This is a genomic window from Pseudoxanthomonas sp. (genome assembly GCF_036845285.1).
GTDB lineage: Bacteria > Pseudomonadota > Gammaproteobacteria > Xanthomonadales > Xanthomonadaceae > Pseudoxanthomonas_A.
This window is the reverse complement of the sequence record NZ_DAIUEE010000002.1, coordinates 258,413-274,066: the sequence shown is the minus strand read 5'-3', so window position 1 is coordinate 274,066 and position 15,654 is coordinate 258,413. Positions and strand designations below refer to the sequence as shown.

17 protein-coding genes are annotated in these 15,654 nt (G+C 67.9%); 5 read left to right on the top strand and 12 right to left on the bottom strand.

Annotated elements, in window-relative coordinates; all coding sequences use genetic code 11:
* Positions 1–198 precede the first annotated feature (198 nt).
* The 8 genes from V7060_RS03835 to V7060_RS03800 form a co-directional block, all read right to left on the bottom strand.
* Positions 199–1,560 (bottom strand): aminodeoxychorismate synthase component I, encoded by a 1,362-nt coding sequence (locus V7060_RS03835; RefSeq protein WP_334177922.1) that lies wholly within the window; start codon positions 1,558–1,560, stop codon positions 199–201.
* A 142-nt stretch (positions 1,561–1,702) separates the two neighbouring features.
* The gene (gene fabF / locus V7060_RS03830) at positions 1,703–2,944 is read right to left on the bottom strand and encodes a beta-ketoacyl-ACP synthase II (protein WP_334177921.1); all 1,242 of its coding nucleotides are present in this window, start codon (positions 2,942–2,944) and stop codon (positions 1,703–1,705) included.
* A 114-nt stretch (positions 2,945–3,058) separates the two neighbouring features.
* Positions 3,059–3,298, bottom strand: coding sequence for an acyl carrier protein (acpP, locus tag V7060_RS03825; RefSeq protein WP_014161144.1), 240 nt, complete (start codon positions 3,296–3,298; stop codon positions 3,059–3,061).
* Between the two features lie 142 nt (positions 3,299–3,440).
* Positions 3,441–4,184 carry a 3-oxoacyl-ACP reductase FabG gene (gene fabG, locus V7060_RS03820; RefSeq protein WP_334177920.1) on the bottom strand — a complete coding sequence of 248 codons (744 nt, stop codon included), beginning with the start codon at positions 4,182–4,184 and terminating at the stop codon, positions 3,441–3,443.
* 63 nt (positions 4,185–4,247) lie between these two features.
* Positions 4,248–5,192 (bottom strand): ACP S-malonyltransferase, encoded by a 945-nt coding sequence (gene fabD / locus V7060_RS03815; protein WP_334177919.1) that lies wholly within the window; start codon positions 5,190–5,192, stop codon positions 4,248–4,250.
* A 221-nt stretch (positions 5,193–5,413) separates the two neighbouring features.
* Complete coding sequence (locus V7060_RS03810) at positions 5,414–6,409, bottom strand: beta-ketoacyl-ACP synthase III (protein ID WP_334177918.1); 996 nt, start codon at positions 6,407–6,409, stop codon at positions 5,414–5,416.
* An 87-nt stretch (positions 6,410–6,496) separates the two neighbouring features.
* Positions 6,497–6,691, bottom strand: a complete 195-nt coding sequence (gene rpmF, locus V7060_RS03805) for a 50S ribosomal protein L32 (protein ID WP_334177917.1) — start codon at positions 6,689–6,691, stop codon at positions 6,497–6,499.
* Positions 6,692–6,758: 67 nt separating this feature from the next.
* Positions 6,759–7,265, bottom strand: a complete 507-nt coding sequence (locus V7060_RS03800; RefSeq protein ID WP_334177916.1) for a YceD family protein — start codon at positions 7,263–7,265, stop codon at positions 6,759–6,761.
* A gap of 125 nt (positions 7,266–7,390) precedes the next feature.
* Between V7060_RS03800 and V7060_RS03795 the strand changes: the two genes are divergently transcribed.
* Positions 7,391–7,960 (top strand): Maf family nucleotide pyrophosphatase, encoded by a 570-nt coding sequence (locus V7060_RS03795; protein ID WP_334177915.1) that lies wholly within the window; start codon positions 7,391–7,393, stop codon positions 7,958–7,960.
* Between the two features lie 10 nt (positions 7,961–7,970).
* Here the strand turns inward: V7060_RS03795 and V7060_RS03790 are convergent, their stop codons facing one another.
* On the bottom strand, positions 7,971–9,812 hold the full coding sequence (locus tag V7060_RS03790) for a glycosyltransferase family 39 protein (RefSeq protein ID WP_334177914.1): 1,842 nt from the start codon (positions 9,810–9,812) through the stop codon (positions 7,971–7,973).
* 43 nt (positions 9,813–9,855) lie between these two features.
* Here V7060_RS03790 and V7060_RS03785 point away from each other — a divergent pair, with 43 nt between their 5' ends.
* From V7060_RS03785 to V7060_RS03770, 4 genes are read left to right on the top strand one after another with little or no spacing between them, the layout of a single operon-like run.
* Complete coding sequence (locus V7060_RS03785) at positions 9,856–10,809, top strand: AAA family ATPase (RefSeq protein ID WP_334177913.1); 954 nt, start codon at positions 9,856–9,858, stop codon at positions 10,807–10,809.
* A gap of 2 nt (positions 10,810–10,811) precedes the next feature.
* A complete protein-coding gene (locus tag V7060_RS03780; protein WP_334177912.1) occupies positions 10,812–11,762 on the top strand; it encodes a DUF58 domain-containing protein in 951 nt (316 codons plus the stop codon).
* Positions 11,752–13,701 carry a DUF3488 and transglutaminase-like domain-containing protein gene (locus V7060_RS03775; RefSeq protein ID WP_334177911.1) on the top strand — a complete coding sequence of 650 codons (1,950 nt, stop codon included), beginning with the start codon at positions 11,752–11,754 and terminating at the stop codon, positions 13,699–13,701. Before V7060_RS03780 ends, V7060_RS03775 begins: the two co-directional genes overlap by 11 nt.
* Before the next feature lie 18 nt (positions 13,702–13,719).
* Positions 13,720–14,232, top strand: a complete 513-nt coding sequence (locus V7060_RS03770; protein WP_334177910.1) for a Slp family lipoprotein — start codon at positions 13,720–13,722, stop codon at positions 14,230–14,232.
* 72 nt (positions 14,233–14,304) lie between these two features.
* Here V7060_RS03770 and V7060_RS03765 read toward each other — a convergent pair whose 3' ends face one another.
* Genes V7060_RS03765 through V7060_RS03755 form a run of 3 tightly spaced genes read right to left on the bottom strand, consistent with a single transcriptional unit; the run spans position 14,305 to position 15,651 of the window.
* Complete coding sequence (locus V7060_RS03765; RefSeq protein ID WP_334177909.1) at positions 14,305–14,658, bottom strand: histidine triad nucleotide-binding protein; 354 nt, start codon at positions 14,656–14,658, stop codon at positions 14,305–14,307.
* Between the two features lie 22 nt (positions 14,659–14,680).
* Positions 14,681–15,277, bottom strand: coding sequence for a recombination mediator RecR (recR, locus tag V7060_RS03760; protein WP_334177908.1), 597 nt, complete (start codon positions 15,275–15,277; stop codon positions 14,681–14,683).
* Positions 15,278–15,330: 53 nt separating this feature from the next.
* Positions 15,331–15,651 (bottom strand): YbaB/EbfC family nucleoid-associated protein, encoded by a 321-nt coding sequence (locus tag V7060_RS03755; RefSeq protein WP_334177907.1) that lies wholly within the window; start codon positions 15,649–15,651, stop codon positions 15,331–15,333.
* Positions 15,652–15,654 lie beyond the last annotated feature (3 nt).

The window sequence follows — 15,654 nt, the reverse complement described above, 5'->3', positions numbered from 1 at the left end:
TGGGGAGATGGTGCACGGAGGGTGGATGAGGGCAGACGGAGCAGGTATCCAGCGAATCGCCGCTCGGCTCTTCGAGCGAGGCCGGGATGGATGGCGGAGTCACCAGGGCTGCGGGCATTCAAGCATCCTGCCTTCGTCGCCCCTCATCCGCCCTCCGGGCACCTTCTCCCCGCTAACGCAGGGAGAAGGCAGCCGCCATCAGCCTTCCAGCGCCCGCAGCATGCCGAGGGCCTTGGCGCGGGTCTCGTCCAGTTCCCTGTCCGCGACCGAGTCGGCGACGATGCCGGCACCCGTGCGGAAGCGGGCGACGCTGCCCTCGCCGTCCGCCACGACCTCGGCACTGCGGATCAGGATGTTCAGGTCCAGGTCGCCGTCGCGGTTCAGCCAGCCGAAGGCCCCCGTGTAGGCGCCGCGCGGCACCTGCTCCAGCTCGGCGATGATCTGCATGCAGCGTACCTTGGGGCAGCCGGTGATGGTGCCGCCGGGAAACGTGGCGCAGATGACCTCGCCCGGCGTCGCATCGTCGCGCAGGTGCCCGCGCACGTTGCTGACGATGTGATGCACGTGGACGTAGCTCTCCACCGTCATCAGTTCGTCCACCTGCACGCTGCCGGGCGTACAGACACGACCCAGGTCGTTGCGCTCCAGGTCGATCAGCATGACGTGCTCGGCGCGCTCCTTGGGATGCCCGACCAGCTCGCGGATGCGCGCCGCATCGTCGTCGCCTTCGAAGCGCGGGCGTGTGCCGGCGATCGGCCTGGTTTCCACCACGTCGCCCCGCACCGACACCAGGCGTTCGGGCGAGGAACTGACGACCGTCCAGTCCGGCGTGGCGAACAGGCCCGCGAACGGTGCGGGATTGGCGGTGCGCAGGCGCGCGTACAACGCCGCCGGATCCAGCGGTGCATCGAAACGCGCCTGCCACGCGCGCGACAGGTTGACCTGGAAGATGTCGCCGGCACGCAGGTACTCGAGGATGCGTTCGACCCCGTCGGTGAAGCGTCGTGGTTCGTCCTCATCGATACGGGCCGGTGGCTGCCACGCGGGCAACGGTGGCAGCCGCACCGAGCGCACGGTGTCATCGACGGTACGCGCGATCAGTTCACCCTGCCCTGCTTCCGCCACGATCACACAATCGCCGGTGCTGCGGTCGCGCAACACGGCGGCGGGACAGCGCAGGGCCAGCGCGACGGGGTGCGTCGCAGGGGCATGCGGAAGCCGCAGCACCGGCTCCACCTGCTGCGCCAGTTCGTACGCCAGCAGCAACGCCCAGCCACCGCGGAACGGCCAGCGTGGCTCCTCGCGCGGCATGCGCTGTGCCTGCCAGTGACGGTCGAGCACGGCGAGGAAATCGCCGGCCTCCACGTTCCCCTGCCTATCACGGGTGATGCCATCGGCATCCAGGCGCAAGCCGGTGCCGTCGGCGACCAGCAGGAAATCCCAGCGCCCCTGCGCAGTGCCTGACGCCACCGATTCCAGCAGCACCGGATAGCGCTGCGGATCGAGACGATGGAGGGACAGCAGGTCGGTATCGGACGGAAGCGCGCGGGTTTCGATCATGTTGGTCTTGGCCCCTCTCCCACCGGGAGAGGGGTTGGGGTGAGGGTGCGGAGAAGAGGCGATGGCTCAACGGCAGATGACTCCGCCGCACCCTCATCCGGCGCTGCGCGCCACCTTCTCCCGGAGGGAGAAGGAAACATCATCAGATCCGCTTGAACACCAGCGTACCGTTGGTGCCGCCGAAGCCGAAGCCGTTGGAGACGGCGACATCGATCTTCTTCTCGCGCGCCGTGTTCGGCACGTAGTCGAGGTCGCAGCCTTCGCCCGGTTCGTCCAGGTTGATGGTCGGCGGGATGATGCCGTGGTGGATGGCCAGCACGGAGAAGATCGCTTCCGCACCGCCCGCCGCACCCAGCAGATGGCCGGTCATCGACTTGGTGGAGCTGACCATGATGTTGTACGCGTGGTCGCCCAGTGCGCGCTTCATCGCCAGCGTCTCGGCCAGGTCGCCCAGCGGCGTGGAGGTGCCGTGCGCGTTGAGGTACTCGACCTGGCTGGCATTCAAGCCTGCGTCCTTCAGCGCCGACCGCATGCAGCGCGCCGGGCCTTCGCCGTTCTCGCTGGGCGCGGTCATGTGGAACGCGTCCTGCGATGCGCCGAATCCGGCCAGTTCGCAGTAGATGCGCGCGCCACGCGCCTTGGCGTGCTCGTATTCCTCCAGCACCAGGATGCCGGCGCCGTCGCCCAGCACGAAGCCGTCGCGGTCCTTGTCCCACGGACGCGACGCGCGCGTGGGATCGTCGTTGCGGGTGGACATGGCCTTCATCGCGCAGAAGCCGCCCACCGAGGTGGGCGACGAGCCGCGCTCGGCGCCGCCGGCGATCATCACGTCGGCGTCGCCGTACTGGATGGTGCGCATGGCGATACCGATCGAATGGTTGGAGGTGGCGCAGGCCGAAACCGCCGAATAGCCCGGCCCTTTCAGTCCCTTCATGATGCTCAGGTGGCCGGGCAGCATGTTGATGATGGTGCTGGGGATGTAGAACGGGGAAATCTTGCGCGGGCCGCCTTCGTGCAGCTTCACCGCGGTTTCCTCGATGCCGAGGATGCCGCCGATGCCGGCGCCGATGATCGCGCCGATGCGTTCGGCATTGGCCTCGGTCACTTCCAGGCCGGCGTCGTCCATCGCCATCAGCGATGCCGCAAGGCCGTAGTGGATGAACGAGTCCATCTTCTTCACGTCCTTCGGCGGCACGAAGGCGGTCGGATCGAAACCGCGGATCTCGCCCGCGATCTTGGTGCTGTAGCCCTCGGTATCGAAAGTGGTGATCGGACCCAGGCCCGAACGCCCGTTGACGATGCCGTCCCAACTGGTGGCCATGTCATTGCCCAGGGGGGACACCAGGCCCATGCCGGTGATGACGACGCGACGACGCTGGCTCATATCGGATTCCTCGTGGATCTTGCGGCCGCACCCTGCAATACGCGGGCGCATGGGGGCCGGATACGCGCGGGGCCGCATGCGCGGCCCCGACACGGTTTGCTGCAGGTGCGGGACTTACGCCTTGACGTGCGCCTTGACGTAGTCGATCGCCTGCTGCACCGAAGTGATCTTCTCGGCTTCCTCGTCCGGAATTTCGCATTCGAACTCTTCTTCCAGCGCCATCACCAGTTCAACGGTGTCCAGCGAGTCGGCGCCCAGGTCATCGACGAACGATGCACTGGTGGTGACTTCTTCTTCCTTAACGCCGAGTTGTTCGACGACGATTTTCTTGACGCGTTCTTCGATGCTGCTCATGGATTCGCTCCAGACGGAGATGGGTGACGTGTTGGATTCTGCCGACGCGGGGCGAGGGCAAACCGGGGATAGTGTAGTGGAAACCGGCGGCGACGGGCAGGTATCGCCAATCGTTACCGAATCAACCACTTACAGCTAATTCTTACGGCATGTACATGCCGCCGTTGACATGCAGGGTTTCGCCGGTGATGTAGCCGGCGGCCGGACCTGCGAGGAAGACCACCGCATTGGCGATGTCGGCCGGCTCGCCGAGGCGACCCAATGCGATCTGCTCGCCGAGCGCCTTCTTGGTCTCTTCCGGCAGGTCCTTGGTCATGTCCGTGGCGATGAAACCGGGCGCGACGACGTTGACCGTGACGCCACGGCTGCCGATTTCCTTCGCCAGCGACTTCGAAAACGCGATGATGCCGGCCTTGGCCGCGGCGTAGTTGGCCTGCCCCGCATTGCCGGTGACGCCGATCACCGAGGCGATGTTGATGATGCGGCCCTTGCGCGCCTTCATCATGCCGCGCATCACCGCTTTCGAGGTGCGGTAGACGCTGGTGAGGTTGGTGTCGAGGGTGGCCTGCCAGTCCTCGTCCTTCATCCGCATCAGCAGGTTGTCCCGGGTGATGCCGGCGTTGTTGACCAGGATGGAAATGGCGCCGAATTCCTTGCCGACGGCATCGATCAAAGCATCGACCGCGCCTGCGTCGGTGACATTCAGTTCACGGCCGTGACCGCCGGCCGCCGCCATCCGTTCGCCGATGGCCTGCGCGCCGGATGCACTGGTCGCGGTGCCGATGACGGTCGCGCCCTGCGCGGCCAGTGCATCGGCGATGGCAGCGCCGATGCCGCGGCTCGCGCCCGTGACCAGTGCGATTTCACCCTGCAGGGGCTTGCTCATGATGATGTCCTCGGAACGTTCCGCGCGTGGCGGATCAGGATAAGGGAACGAGCGCGGTGCGCATCAGGCCTGCCAATCGGCAAGCGCGCCCTGGAAGTCGCCGACGCCGCCGATGGCCCGTGCATCCAGACCCTTGTCGATGCGCTTGACCAGTCCCGCCAGCACCTTGCCCGGTCCGCACTCGGCGACGCGCGCGGCGCCGTTCGACGCCAGCACCTGCACACACTCCGTCCAGCGCACCGGCAGATACAACTGGCGCACCAGCGCATCGCGGATCGCATCGGCACCCGTGTGCACCTTCGCGTCCACGTTCTGTACGACCGGCAGGGATGGCGCATGCCAATGGAGGCCCGCCATCACCCCGGCCAGGCGGTTGGCGGCTTCGCGCATCAGCGGCGTATGCGAGGGCACGCTGACCGCCAGCTTCACCACCTTGCGAACGCCGCGCTCGGTGAGCAGCGTGATCGCGCGATCGACCGCCTCGGCGTCGCCGCCGATCACGATCTGCCCCGGCGAGTTGTAGTTGGCCGGCACGACGATCCTGCTGTCGGACGCCTGCGTGCAGACCTCGGCCACCATCGCATCGTCGGCGCCCAGCACCGCAGCCATCGCACCAACGCCTGCGGGCGCCGCATCCTGCATCAGCTGCCCGCGCAGGCGCACGAGGTGCGCGCCATCCTTCAGCGACAGCGCCCCCGCCGCGACCAGCGCGGTGTATTCGCCCAGGCTGTGGCCCGCGAGCTGCGACGGCTGCGCACCGCCCTGCTGCTGCCACGCGCGCCACACGGCGATGCCGGCCGCGAGCAGCGCCGGCTGCGTGTACTCGGTGCGGTTGAGCATTTCTTCGGGGCCGCCCTGCGACAGCGCCCACAGGTCGACGCCAGCGCCTTCGGAGGCTTCGGCGAACGTCTCGCGTACGACCGGATGCAGCTCCGACAGCTCGGCCAGCATGCCGATCGACTGCGAGCCCTGGCCTGGGAAGACGAAAGCGAGTTGCGTGGAAGTCACTCGGACACCCTGCATGAAATCAGGCGGCGATGATACGGGCGAACCCGTCGGATTGTCTGTACCGGGGCGTATGCGCATGCGACGCGCTGTCGCATGCGCGCTGCGCCTGTGCGTCATCGAACGTGCGCGACGTTGTCGACCATCGGGCCGCTCGATGCCCGGAATGAAGAAGGCGATGCTCTGCAGCATCGCCTTCCATCTTTATCCGTGTTGCAGCCGGGTCAATAACGCAGCAGCACCGAGCCCCAGGTGAAACCACCGCCGAACGCTTCCAGCAACAGCAATTGCCCGCGCTCCACGCGGCCCGAACGCACGGCGGTATCCAGCGCCAGCGGCACTGAACCAGACGACGTGTTGCCATGCTTGTCGACGGTCACGATGACCTGGTCCATCGACATGTCCAGACGCCTGGCCGTGGCTTCGATGATGCGCAGATTCGCCTGGTGCGGAATCAGCCAGTCGAGGTCGTGCTTGTCGAGACCGTTGGCATCGAGCGTTTCGTCGACCACGCTGTCCAGCGCTTTCACGGCGTACTTGAAGACATCGTTGCCCTTCATCTCGATGCGGATGCCGTTGTTCGGCTCATCCACCTTGAAGCCGGTGGACACGCCGACCGGGTTCCACAGCAGTTCCTTCTTGCTGCCATCGGCATGCAGGTGGGTGCTGAGGATGCCGGTCTCGTTGTCGGCCTTGAGCACGGCCGCGCCTGCGCCGTCGCCGAACAGCACGCAGGTGGTGCGCTCGGTCCAGTCGACGATGCGGCTGAGGGTTTCGGTGCCGATCACCAGCGCGGTCCTGGCGTCGCCGCACCGGATGAACTTGTCAGCCACGCTGAGCGCGTAGATGAAGCCGGAGCACGCCGCATTCACGTCCAGCGCCGCACAACCGGCGATGCCCAGCCGCGCCTGGATCAGGCAGGCGGTGGACGGGAAGATGAGGTCTGGCGTGGTGGTACCGACCACGATGAGGTCGATCTCGGACGCATCAACGCCTGCCGACTCGAGCGCGCGCAGGGCGGCCTGGTAACCCAGGTCGCCCGCGGTCTCGCCTTCGGCGGCGATATGCCGTTCGCGGATGCCGGTGCGGGACTGGATCCATTCGTCGCTGGTATCGACCAGCTTCGACAGGTCTTCGTTGGTCAACACCTTTTCGGGCAGATAGCTGCCCGTTCCGGCGATGCGCGCGTAAATGCGCCCCTTGTTACCCGGCTCGCTCATGCACGCTCCCATTGCCGACCCAACGAAGGGTCCTGGTTGTCACTGATCATGCGGGACGCGCGCCCACGACAGGGCGCGCCGCACGGATCAATCTTCCTCGACCGCCGTCGTCTTGGTGGCGATGACCTTCTTGCCGCGGTAGTAACCATCGGCGGTGACGTGGTGGCGCAGGTGGATCTCGCCCGAGGTCGGGTCGGTCGACAGCTGCTTGGCGGTCAGCGCGTCGTGCGAACGACGCTGGCCACGACGGGACGGGGTGACGCGGGATTTCTGCACAGCCATGGGATTGCTCCAGCTCTTGTATCTGTTGGTGAACCTTGCGGTTCGTGTTGCCAGACCGCGTTAGCGGCTAGTTCTTCTTCAGCGAGGCCAGCGCCGCGAACGGACTGGTCTTCGCCACCTCTTCTTCGTCCGCGGCCCATTCGCGCTCGACGGCCTCGGATGCGGGATCCACTGGTACCACCGGCACGGCGAGGACCAGTTCGTCCTCCACCAGGTCGGCGGGGCGAAGCATGCCGTCCTCCGGCACCAGCAAGGCCTCGTACCCCGGCGGCAGTGCGGATTCCTCATCCTCGCTGCGCACCAGCCCGAGCCGCTGCTCCACCGTCACCGGCATTACGAACCGCCGCAGACTGCGCTGGCATACCAGCGGCAGTTCGGCCTCGATCCGCACCCCGATGTAAGGCACCTGCAGCGCGTCGCGATCGAATTCCAGCGCGTAACGCACCTCGCCTTCGGTATCGACCAGAAGGCCCTGCAAGCGCGTCATCGCAGACAGCGGCAGGCGGCCTTCAAAGCTTCGCCGGGCCGCGACCATGCGCCAAGCATCCAACATCTCGGGCGTATTCGCGGACATAAGCCGCTGAATGTTAAGGATCAAACCCCGAACTGTCAAACCACCCCCAGACACCAGGATGGCTTGCCGCCCGACCCGGTGCCGGTCAGACTCCCCCGCCCCGTTCCCTGCCGGTGCCCCACCCCATGCCGCTGATGCTCGCGTCCACCTCCCGCTACCGCCGCGAACTCCTCGAGCGGCTCCGCGTGCCGTTCCACATCGCGCGGCCCGAAGTGGACGAGACCGTGCTGGCGTCGGAATCCGTGGCCGACATGGCCACCCGGCTGGCGCGCGCCAAGGCGGAGGCGATCGCCCGGCAGCACCCGGGCACGTGGGTCATCGGCTCGGACCAGGCGGCCGAACTGGACGGACAGCCACTGGGCAAGCCCGGCCACCGGGAGGCCGCCATCGCCCAGCTGGCCGCGATGTCGGGCCGGCAGGTCCGCTTCCATACGGCGGCGTGCCTGGTCCGGGACGGAGAAACCCTGGATGCGCAGGATGTCACCACCGTCCGTTTCCGCTCCCTTTCCGCCGCCGAGATCGAGCGCTACGTGGATGCCGAACAGCCGTTCGACTGCGCCGGCAGCTTCAAGTCGGAGGGGCTGGGCATCGCCCTGTTCGACGCCATCGAGTCGTCAGACCCGACAGCGCTGGTGGGACTGCCCTTGATCGCGGTGTCCCGGATGCTGCGCGAGGCGGGGTTCGACCTGCCCTGAGACAGGCCTGTCACCGGATCTCGACCGGCTGCTCCGCCCACGTTTCCACGCTGCCGTCGCCACCGGTCACCCGCAATCCCAGCCAGTGTTGACCCGCCGGGATGTCGCGCGCGTCGACCTCGGCCGTGAACTGCACGCGCGGCATGCGCGGATCGCGCGAAGCACCCTTGAGAAAGCCGCGCAACCACGTGTTGTCGCCCGCCTCGCGCGCCAACGCGACGACGCGACCATCCAGCAGCACCTCCACCTTCGCCACGCCCACCACGTCCTTCACCGCCCAGCCGCCGACACTGAAACGACGCCCCACGCGCGCACCTGCCTGCGGCACGTCGATGTTGGCGAGGACCGGCGTGACGCAATCGCCCTTCGTGCGATCGGCCGGCAGTGCGAACAGGAGGAAGCGACGCGCGCCATGGTCGATGTTCACCACGCGCGCGGGCGGCAACATGCCGACAACCGTGCACAGCTGCTGGTAGTGCGCGAGCAGCGCGCTGAACTTCACGTCGGTCGCACCGACGACCAGCAGCGCGGGCGTATCGCGTGAGCCATCGTGCTGCAGGCCCCACAGCTGGAGCTGCGGCGCACGCCCGTGCTTACGGTTCAGCGGATGATCGAGCACGGGAATGTCCGCATCGTCCAGGGCAAAACCGAGCTCCGCACCCGTCTTGAAACTGTCCGCGAGCAACACGGTTTCTTCCGGCAGCTCCGCACGCATCGTCCGCACGGCCGCGGCCAGCGTGTCCCAGCCGGCGAAATTCTCGGGGTAGTACTTGCTGCCGGCAACCTGGGTCCGCAGCCCCGGCAGCGAGACGGCGACGTAATAGCCCAGCATCAGCATCGCACCCAGCACGGCGATGCCCCATGTCGCGCGCCGGCGCGCGGACGACCACTCGCGGAGCAACAGGGGCACCACGACCAGCAATGCGAGATAGCCCGGCAGCGGCCAGTGGAAACTGACGCGCTCGTTGTCGGCGAAGAACCCCAGCGCGAAGAAGCCCAGCGTGGATATCGCGCCCAGCAGCGCGAAGTATCGCCATGCCGGACCCGCGTCCCGATCGCCCCGGAGGCCGCGCATGCAGACAACGAGCATGGCCCAGAACAGCAGCGGCGTCGCCATGGCGGCCTGCACCAGCAGGAAGCGGAACCCGTCGCCATGGAAGCTCCACGGGTGCCGGTCCAGCAACTGGAAACGCAGGCCGGCATCCGCATATTCCAGGTTCCATGCCAGCAACGGCGCCCAGGCCAGCATGCCCACCGCCAGCGCGACCCACACGCGCGCATCGCGCAGCACCTTCCTGCCTTCGGGCAGCCAGAGCAGCGCGAGCAGCCCGACGCCGATGACGCCGATGAACCGGTAGTGGCTGAGCGCACCGAGCATCAGGCCGAGCGCCAACTCGGTCGCGGACATCGCATCGACCTCGCGCAACAGGCGCGCACCGGCATCGGCGCATAGCACCGTCGCCACCGCCATCGGCACGTCGGGCAGTGCGAGTAGGCCCAGCGTGCCGGACAGCGGCATCAGCACGACCAGCAGCGCGGCCTGCCAGCCGACGACGGCGCCGAACCAGTGCGCCGCACTGCGGGCCACCAGCCAGGGCAGCAGCACTGCCATCAGCAGGAATGGCGCACGCACCGCCAGCACGTGATGACCGCCCAGCTCGGTACCCAGCCGCGTCAGCCACGCGGTCAATCCCGGCAGATCGGAATAGGCCGCGGCCAGATGCCGCCCTTCCTGCCAGTAGAAGGCTTCATCCACGAACAACGGCAAGCGTGCGGCGATCACGACCTTGACGACCGTCACGATTGCCCACACCGCAAGGAACCATTGTCGCGCGCGTCGTTCTTCGTCCATCTCGCTACACTGCCTTCAACCACGATCGGAAACCGAGCGCGCGATGTCCGCCATCCCCCGCACCCGCCCTATGCTATCCGACGGCCTGGCCGAAGCCCTCACGCGCGCGCAGGCGCAAGTGAATTCGCTGGTGCTCGGCAAGCCGCATGAAGTGAGGCTGGCCTTCGTTGCGCTGCTCTCCGATGGCCATCTGCTGATCGAAGACCTGCCGGGCCTGGGCAAGACGACATTGGCGCATGCATTGGCGGCCACGCTGGGGCTGGGCTTCCAGCGCGTGCAGTTCACGTCAGACCTGCTGCCTGCCGATGTGCTGGGCGTGTCGGTGTACGACGCGCAGGCACGCGCCTTCACCTTCCATCCCGGCCCGGTGTTCACCAACGTCCTGCTGGCGGACGAGATCAACCGAGCACCGCCACGCACGCAGAGTGCGCTGCTCGAAGCGATGGCGGAACACCAGGTCACGCTGGACGGCGTGACCCACGCGCTGTCGCAGCCGTTCTTCGTGATTGCCACGCAGAATCCGGTCGACCTGTCGGGCACGTATCCGTTGCCGGATTCGCAGCTGGACCGCTTCCTGCTGCGCCTGGCGCTGGGCTACCCCAGCCCGGAATCCGAACGCCAGCTGCTCGCCGGCAGCGATCGTCGCACGCTGATCGCGCAGGCCATGCCGCTGCTGTCGGCCGACGACGTGCTGGCCTTGCGCAGCGCCGTGAACGACGTGCATGCCAGCGAGGCCCTGATCGACTACGTGCAGGCGCTGCTCACGCGCAGCCGCCAGCATCCCGGCGTACGGGTCGGCCTGTCGCCCCGCGCCGGCATCGCCCTGCTTCGTGCAGCGCGCGCCTACGCGTTGCTGCTGGGCCGCAGCCACGTCTTGCCGGACGACGTGCAGGCGCTGTTCGCAGCCGTCGCGGCGCACCGGCTGGTGCCGGAAGCGGAAGCGGCCTCGGCGGGCGCGCTGGCCAAAGCCATCCTGCAAGCGGTGCCGGTGGATTGAGGATGGCCTCATCCCTGGCCCATCGCTTCGCCCGGCTGGCGCGGCCGCGTCGACCGGAATCGCTGCCGGTCGCGCTCGATCGACGGCGCATCTATGTGCTGCCCACGCGGTTCGGCCTGTTCTTCGCGATCCTCGTATCCACGATGCTGCTGGGGGCGCTGAACTACAACAACAACCCGGCGCTGCTGCTGGCGCTGTTGCTGGGCGCGACCGCGATGGCCAGCCTGATCTTCGCGCACCTGCAACTGGCCGGCCTGCGTGTCGAAGCCTTGTCAGCGGAGCCGGTGCCGGTCGGCACGCCGCTGCGGTTGCATGTCGCGCTCGCCTCGCGCGACGCCCGCGTGCGTCACGGCCTGCGCCTGGACGCAGGCGATGAACACACCTTCGCCATCATGCCGGCGGCCGAAGGCCATGTGGTCGAGCTGTCGTTGCCGACCCGCCGGCGCGGGTGGTACGACCTCGATCGCGTGCGCCTGTCGACCACCCAGCCGTTGGGACTCGCACGCGCCTGGGCCTGGGTGTGGCCCGATGCGCCGCTGCTGGTCTACCCGGCGGCGGAAGTCCAGGGACCACCGCTTCCGCATGCGGACGATGGTGGGACCAGGACGCGGCTGGATCCCGCCGGCGAGGATGTCCACCAGTTGCGCAACTACCGTGCCGGCGACGCGCGACGCGCCATCGCATGGAAACCGTCCGCGCGTCGCGGCCAACTGCTGGTGCGCGACTACGAACAACCGCTGGGTCGCGACATCGACCTGAACTGGGAAGCCCTGGCGACGCTTCCCCACGAGCGACGGATCCAGCGGCTCGCGCACTGGATCGAATCCGCCGAACGCGAAGGCCTGCGTTACCGGCTGCGCGTGCCCGGCCAGCCCGTCCTGGGACCCGCCAGCGGACCCGGGCATCGTCATCTCTGCCTGCGCGCCCTCGCGCTGCTCCCGCATGACGCCTGACGCGCCCACGCTCGACGCCACCAGCCGCCGCTGGACGCTGGTGGCCGCCGGCGCATGCCTGCTGGCCCTGCTGATCCAGTTGCCCGCGCTGCTGGCGACCGGGATCGGCGTCATCGGCCTGGTACTGGCTTGGGCATCCTGGCGCCGCCCACTGCCCGGACTGCTGCGCGCATTGCTGGCGCTGGCGTTGATCGCCGCCGTGATGTCGGTGACCGGCATGCAGTTCGGCCGCGATACCGGCTGCGCCCTGCTCGCCGGCATGCTGGCGATCAAGCCGACGGAAACCCGCACGCTGCGCGACAACCGCAGCCTGCTCGGTTTCGCGCTGTTCGCTCCGTTCGCTGCCTTCCTGCTCGACCAGGGTCCCCTGAGCATGGCACTGGGCCTGGCCAGCGTGCTGTGCGCGCTGGTGGCGCTGCACCGGCTGGCCGATGCGGAGGCGGCGGCACTGGCGGACACCACGCGGCCGCTGCAGCACCTGCGTGCCATCGGAAAACTCGTCGCCCTCGGCGTGCCCCTGGTGCTGGCGGCGTTCTGGTTGTTCCCGCGCTTTCCGTCGCCGTTGTGGGGCGTGCCGGAGCGGGCCTTGTCGAAGCCCGGCCTCAGCGACGACATGTCGCCCGGCACGTATCTCGACCTGATCGCCGACGACACTCCCGCGTTGCGGGTGCAGTTCTTCGGCGCGACGCCGCCCACCTCGCAGATGTACTGGCGGGGGCCGGTGCTGGCCGATTTCGATGGCCGCACCTGGACGCGCAGCGAGCGCCCGTACGACGCGGTGCCCGCCCAGACGACCCGCACGACCGTGGTGTGGGATTACCGGATGGACGTCGAACCCACCGACCGCCGCGACCTGGTGGCGCTGGACCTTCCCACCGCGACCCCGGATGGCGTGCGCACGTCGCGCGACTACAGCATGACGGCCGGCACACCCCTCAATGCGCTGACGCGCTGGCGCCTGCAGTCGTCGGCACCCGTGCGCTTCGAAGCGGAATTGCCGCCGGCACGGCGCCAGCAGGCGCTGCAGCTGCCGGCCGGTTTCAATCCGCGCACGCGTGCGCTGGGGGCCCGATGGCGCCGCGAGGCCGGCAGCAACGACGCCGCCATCGTCGGTCGCGCGCTGCAGTGGATCCGCGCCGAATTCGCGTACACCCTGGATACGCCGTATCCGGGCCGCGATACCGTTGACGAATTCCTCTTCGACCAGCAACAGGGATTCTGCGAGCACTTCAGTTCGTCGTTCGTCTTCCTGATGCGCTCGGCGGGTGTCCCTGCCCGGGTCGTCACCGGATATACGGGCGGCACCTACAACCCGCTGGGAAAGTACTGGATCGTGCGCAACATGGACGCGCACGCCTGGGCCGAAGTGTGGATGCCGCAACGCGGCTGGGTACGCGTGGATCCGACGGCGGCGGTCGCGCCCGAGCGCATCTACGACACCCTGGAGGATCGTCTGGGCGCCACGGGGGCGATGGGTGCGATGGCCAATCTGATCGGCGTCGGCAACCTGGGCCAGGTCGGCGACTGGATGCGCCGCGGCTGGAACGACATGGTCCTGGGCTTCGACGCCAAGCGCCAGGCGCGCCTGCTCGAACGCTTCGGAGCGAAGCAACTGGGGGGAGGCGCGTTGACCGCGCTGTTCGGCATCTTCGCGCTGGCGGCGCTGGCCTGGATGGGCTGGTTGCTGGCGCGTGGCGAGCGCGAACGCGACCCGCTGCTGCGTGCCTGGCACCGGTTGAGCGCGCGCTACGCCCGTATCGGGCTGGGGCGGGAGCCGCACGAGAGTCCGGCGGATTGGGCGCGGCGGGTCGCCGCTAGGCGCCCGCGGGAGGCACAACCGCTGCTTTCGCTCAGCCGCCGTTTCGCCGATGCGCGCTACGCTCCGCCTGAGGGAGACAACCGGGCATTGATTGAAGACCTGCGCCGGCACCGCCCATAAACCCGCTGGAGACTGGCCATGAACCTTCGCTTCGCCATCGTCGTCGCAGCCGCCGCGCTGCTTTCCGCCTGCGCGTCGGCGCCAAAGCCGCTGCAGGGCAGCTTCACCCCGGTCAATCCGCGCGACTCGGTGGGCGCACCGCAGGTGGGCGCTCCGGTGCGCTGGGGCGGCCGCATCATCAGCACGACGCCGGGGCAGAACACGACATGCTTCCAGTTGGTCTCGCGTCCGCTGGGCGGCTCCGGCCGGCCGCTCTCGTCCGCGCCCGACGCCACCGATGGCCGCTTCATCGCCTGTCGCGCCGGCTTCTACGATCCGGCCGTGTTTGCCGAAGGCCGCGAAGTGACCTTCGTCGGCAAGATCGACGGCTATGAGAGCACCCGCATCGGCGACTACGACTACCAACTGCCGCGCGTCGCCGCCGACGTGGTGTACCTGTGGCCGGAGGTGCGCGAAGTCGAAGTGGTCCGTCCCTATCCGTATTACGACCCCTTCTGGGGTCCGCGCTGGGGCCGTTGGGGTTGGTGGTAAGCGACTCCCGGATCCCGCGAACAGAAAAGCCGCTCGATGAGCGGCTTTTTTTTGCGTCCCTCGCGCGGCAACTCAGCCCGGCGTGCCGAATCGTCCCAGCGCGTCTCCGGCCAGCAGGTGCAGATGGATGTGGAACACGGTCTGCCCTCCGTCCTCCCGGCAATTCATGACGATGCGATAGCCGTCCTGTGCGAATCCTTCGCTGCGCGCGTAGCCCGCGGCCGCCATCACCAGCTTGCCGATCAGGTGCGCCTGCTCCGGCCGCACATCGTCGAGCGTCGGAATCGCTTCGTTCTTGGGAATGAAGAGCACGTGCACCGGAGCCTGTGGCGCGATGTCCTTGAAGCCGAGGACCTCGTCGTCCTCGTAGACGATGGTGGCCGGGATCTCGCGACGGATGATCCTGGCGAAAATGGTGTCGGTCATGGGTGTGTGCGTCCTCGTGCGGTCAGGTCATTTCGCTGCGTCCGCCGAACGCATGCGCCAGCGTCCCGCGGTCCACGTATTCCAGTTCGCCGCCCAAGGGCACGCCGTGCGCCAGCCGGCTGGGCCGCACGCCCTGCTGCCGCGCCAGCTGCGCCAGGTAGTGCGCCGTGGCCTCGCCTTCGACGGTGGGATTGGTGGCGATGATGAGTTCGGTGACTTCGCCCTGCGCGAGTCGCGCCGACAACGCATCCAGCCCCAATTCGCGTGGCCCGATGCCGTCCAGCGGCGACAGCCTGCCATGCAGGACGAAGTAGATGCCGCGGTAGCCGGTGGCCTGCTCGATCGCCAGGCGATCCGATGGCGATTCCACGATGCACAACTGGTGGCGATCGCGGCTGCCACTCGCGCAGAGCGTGCAGATCGCGCCCTCGGTGAAATCGCGGCACTGCTCGCAGTGGCCGATGCGCTCCAGCGCCTCGGCCAGCACGCCGGCCAAGCGCTTGCCACCGTCCCGCTCACGGTCGAGCAGGTGGTAGGCCATGCGCTGCGCGGTCTTTTGCCCGACGCCGGGCAGGACGCGCAACGACTCGATGAGCTGTTCGAGCAGCGGACTGGACATGGTCGTTCACTGGAACCGGCTGATCGGCCGCCGCCAGTGGCTCCCGATCGTGATCAGAACGGCAGCTTCATGCCTGGCGGCAACGGCATGCCGGACGTCGCCGCACCCATGCGCGTCTTCGATTCCGCGTCGACCTTGTTGGAGGCATCGTTGAATGCCGCCGCGATCAGATCCTCCAGCATTTCGCCATCGGACAGCAGCGAGGGATCGATGCGTATCTTGCGGCACTCCTTGGCGCCGGTCAGCGTCACGCTGACCATGCCGCCGCCCGCATTGCCGGTGACTTCCAGCTTGGCAAGCTCTTCCTGGGCGCGCTGCAGGTTTTCCTGCATCTTCTGCGCCTGCTGCATCAGTTGGGCGATGTTTCCACGCATGTC

Excerpts from the sequence above, each read along its gene's own strand:
- V7060_RS03775 (WP_334177911.1), top strand. The coding sequence starts at position 11,752 with ATGACGCCTGACGCGCCCACGCTCGACGCCACCAGCCGCCGCTGGACG.
- fabG (WP_334177920.1), bottom strand. The coding sequence starts at position 4,184 with ATGAGCAAGCCCCTGCAGGGTGAAATCGCACTGGTCACGGGCGCGAGC.
- recR (WP_334177908.1), bottom strand. The coding sequence starts at position 15,277 with ATGTCCAGTCCGCTGCTCGAACAGCTCATCGAGTCGTTGCGCGTCCTG.
- rpmF (WP_334177917.1), bottom strand. The coding sequence starts at position 6,691 with ATGGCTGTGCAGAAATCCCGCGTCACCCCGTCCCGTCGTGGCCAGCGT.
- V7060_RS03780 (WP_334177912.1), top strand. The coding sequence starts at position 10,812 with ATGGCCTCATCCCTGGCCCATCGCTTCGCCCGGCTGGCGCGGCCGCGT.
- V7060_RS03755 (WP_334177907.1), bottom strand. The coding sequence starts at position 15,651 with ATGCGTGGAAACATCGCCCAACTGATGCAGCAGGCGCAGAAGATGCAG.
- V7060_RS03765 (WP_334177909.1), bottom strand. The coding sequence starts at position 14,658 with ATGACCGACACCATTTTCGCCAGGATCATCCGTCGCGAGATCCCGGCC.
- V7060_RS03810 (WP_334177918.1), bottom strand. The coding sequence starts at position 6,409 with ATGAGCGAGCCGGGTAACAAGGGGCGCATTTACGCGCGCATCGCCGGA.
- V7060_RS03770 (WP_334177910.1), top strand. The coding sequence starts at position 13,720 with ATGAACCTTCGCTTCGCCATCGTCGTCGCAGCCGCCGCGCTGCTTTCC.
- acpP (WP_014161144.1), bottom strand. The coding sequence starts at position 3,298 with ATGAGCAGCATCGAAGAACGCGTCAAGAAAATCGTCGTCGAACAACTC.
- V7060_RS03790 (WP_334177914.1), bottom strand. The coding sequence starts at position 9,812 with ATGGACGAAGAACGACGCGCGCGACAATGGTTCCTTGCGGTGTGGGCA.
- V7060_RS03785 (WP_334177913.1), top strand. The coding sequence starts at position 9,856 with ATGTCCGCCATCCCCCGCACCCGCCCTATGCTATCCGACGGCCTGGCC.
- V7060_RS03795 (WP_334177915.1), top strand. The coding sequence starts at position 7,391 with ATGCCGCTGATGCTCGCGTCCACCTCCCGCTACCGCCGCGAACTCCTC.
- V7060_RS03800 (WP_334177916.1), bottom strand. The coding sequence starts at position 7,265 with ATGTCCGCGAATACGCCCGAGATGTTGGATGCTTGGCGCATGGTCGCG.
- V7060_RS03835 (WP_334177922.1), bottom strand. The coding sequence starts at position 1,560 with ATGATCGAAACCCGCGCGCTTCCGTCCGATACCGACCTGCTGTCCCTC.
- fabF (WP_334177921.1), bottom strand. The coding sequence starts at position 2,944 with ATGAGCCAGCGTCGTCGCGTCGTCATCACCGGCATGGGCCTGGTGTCC.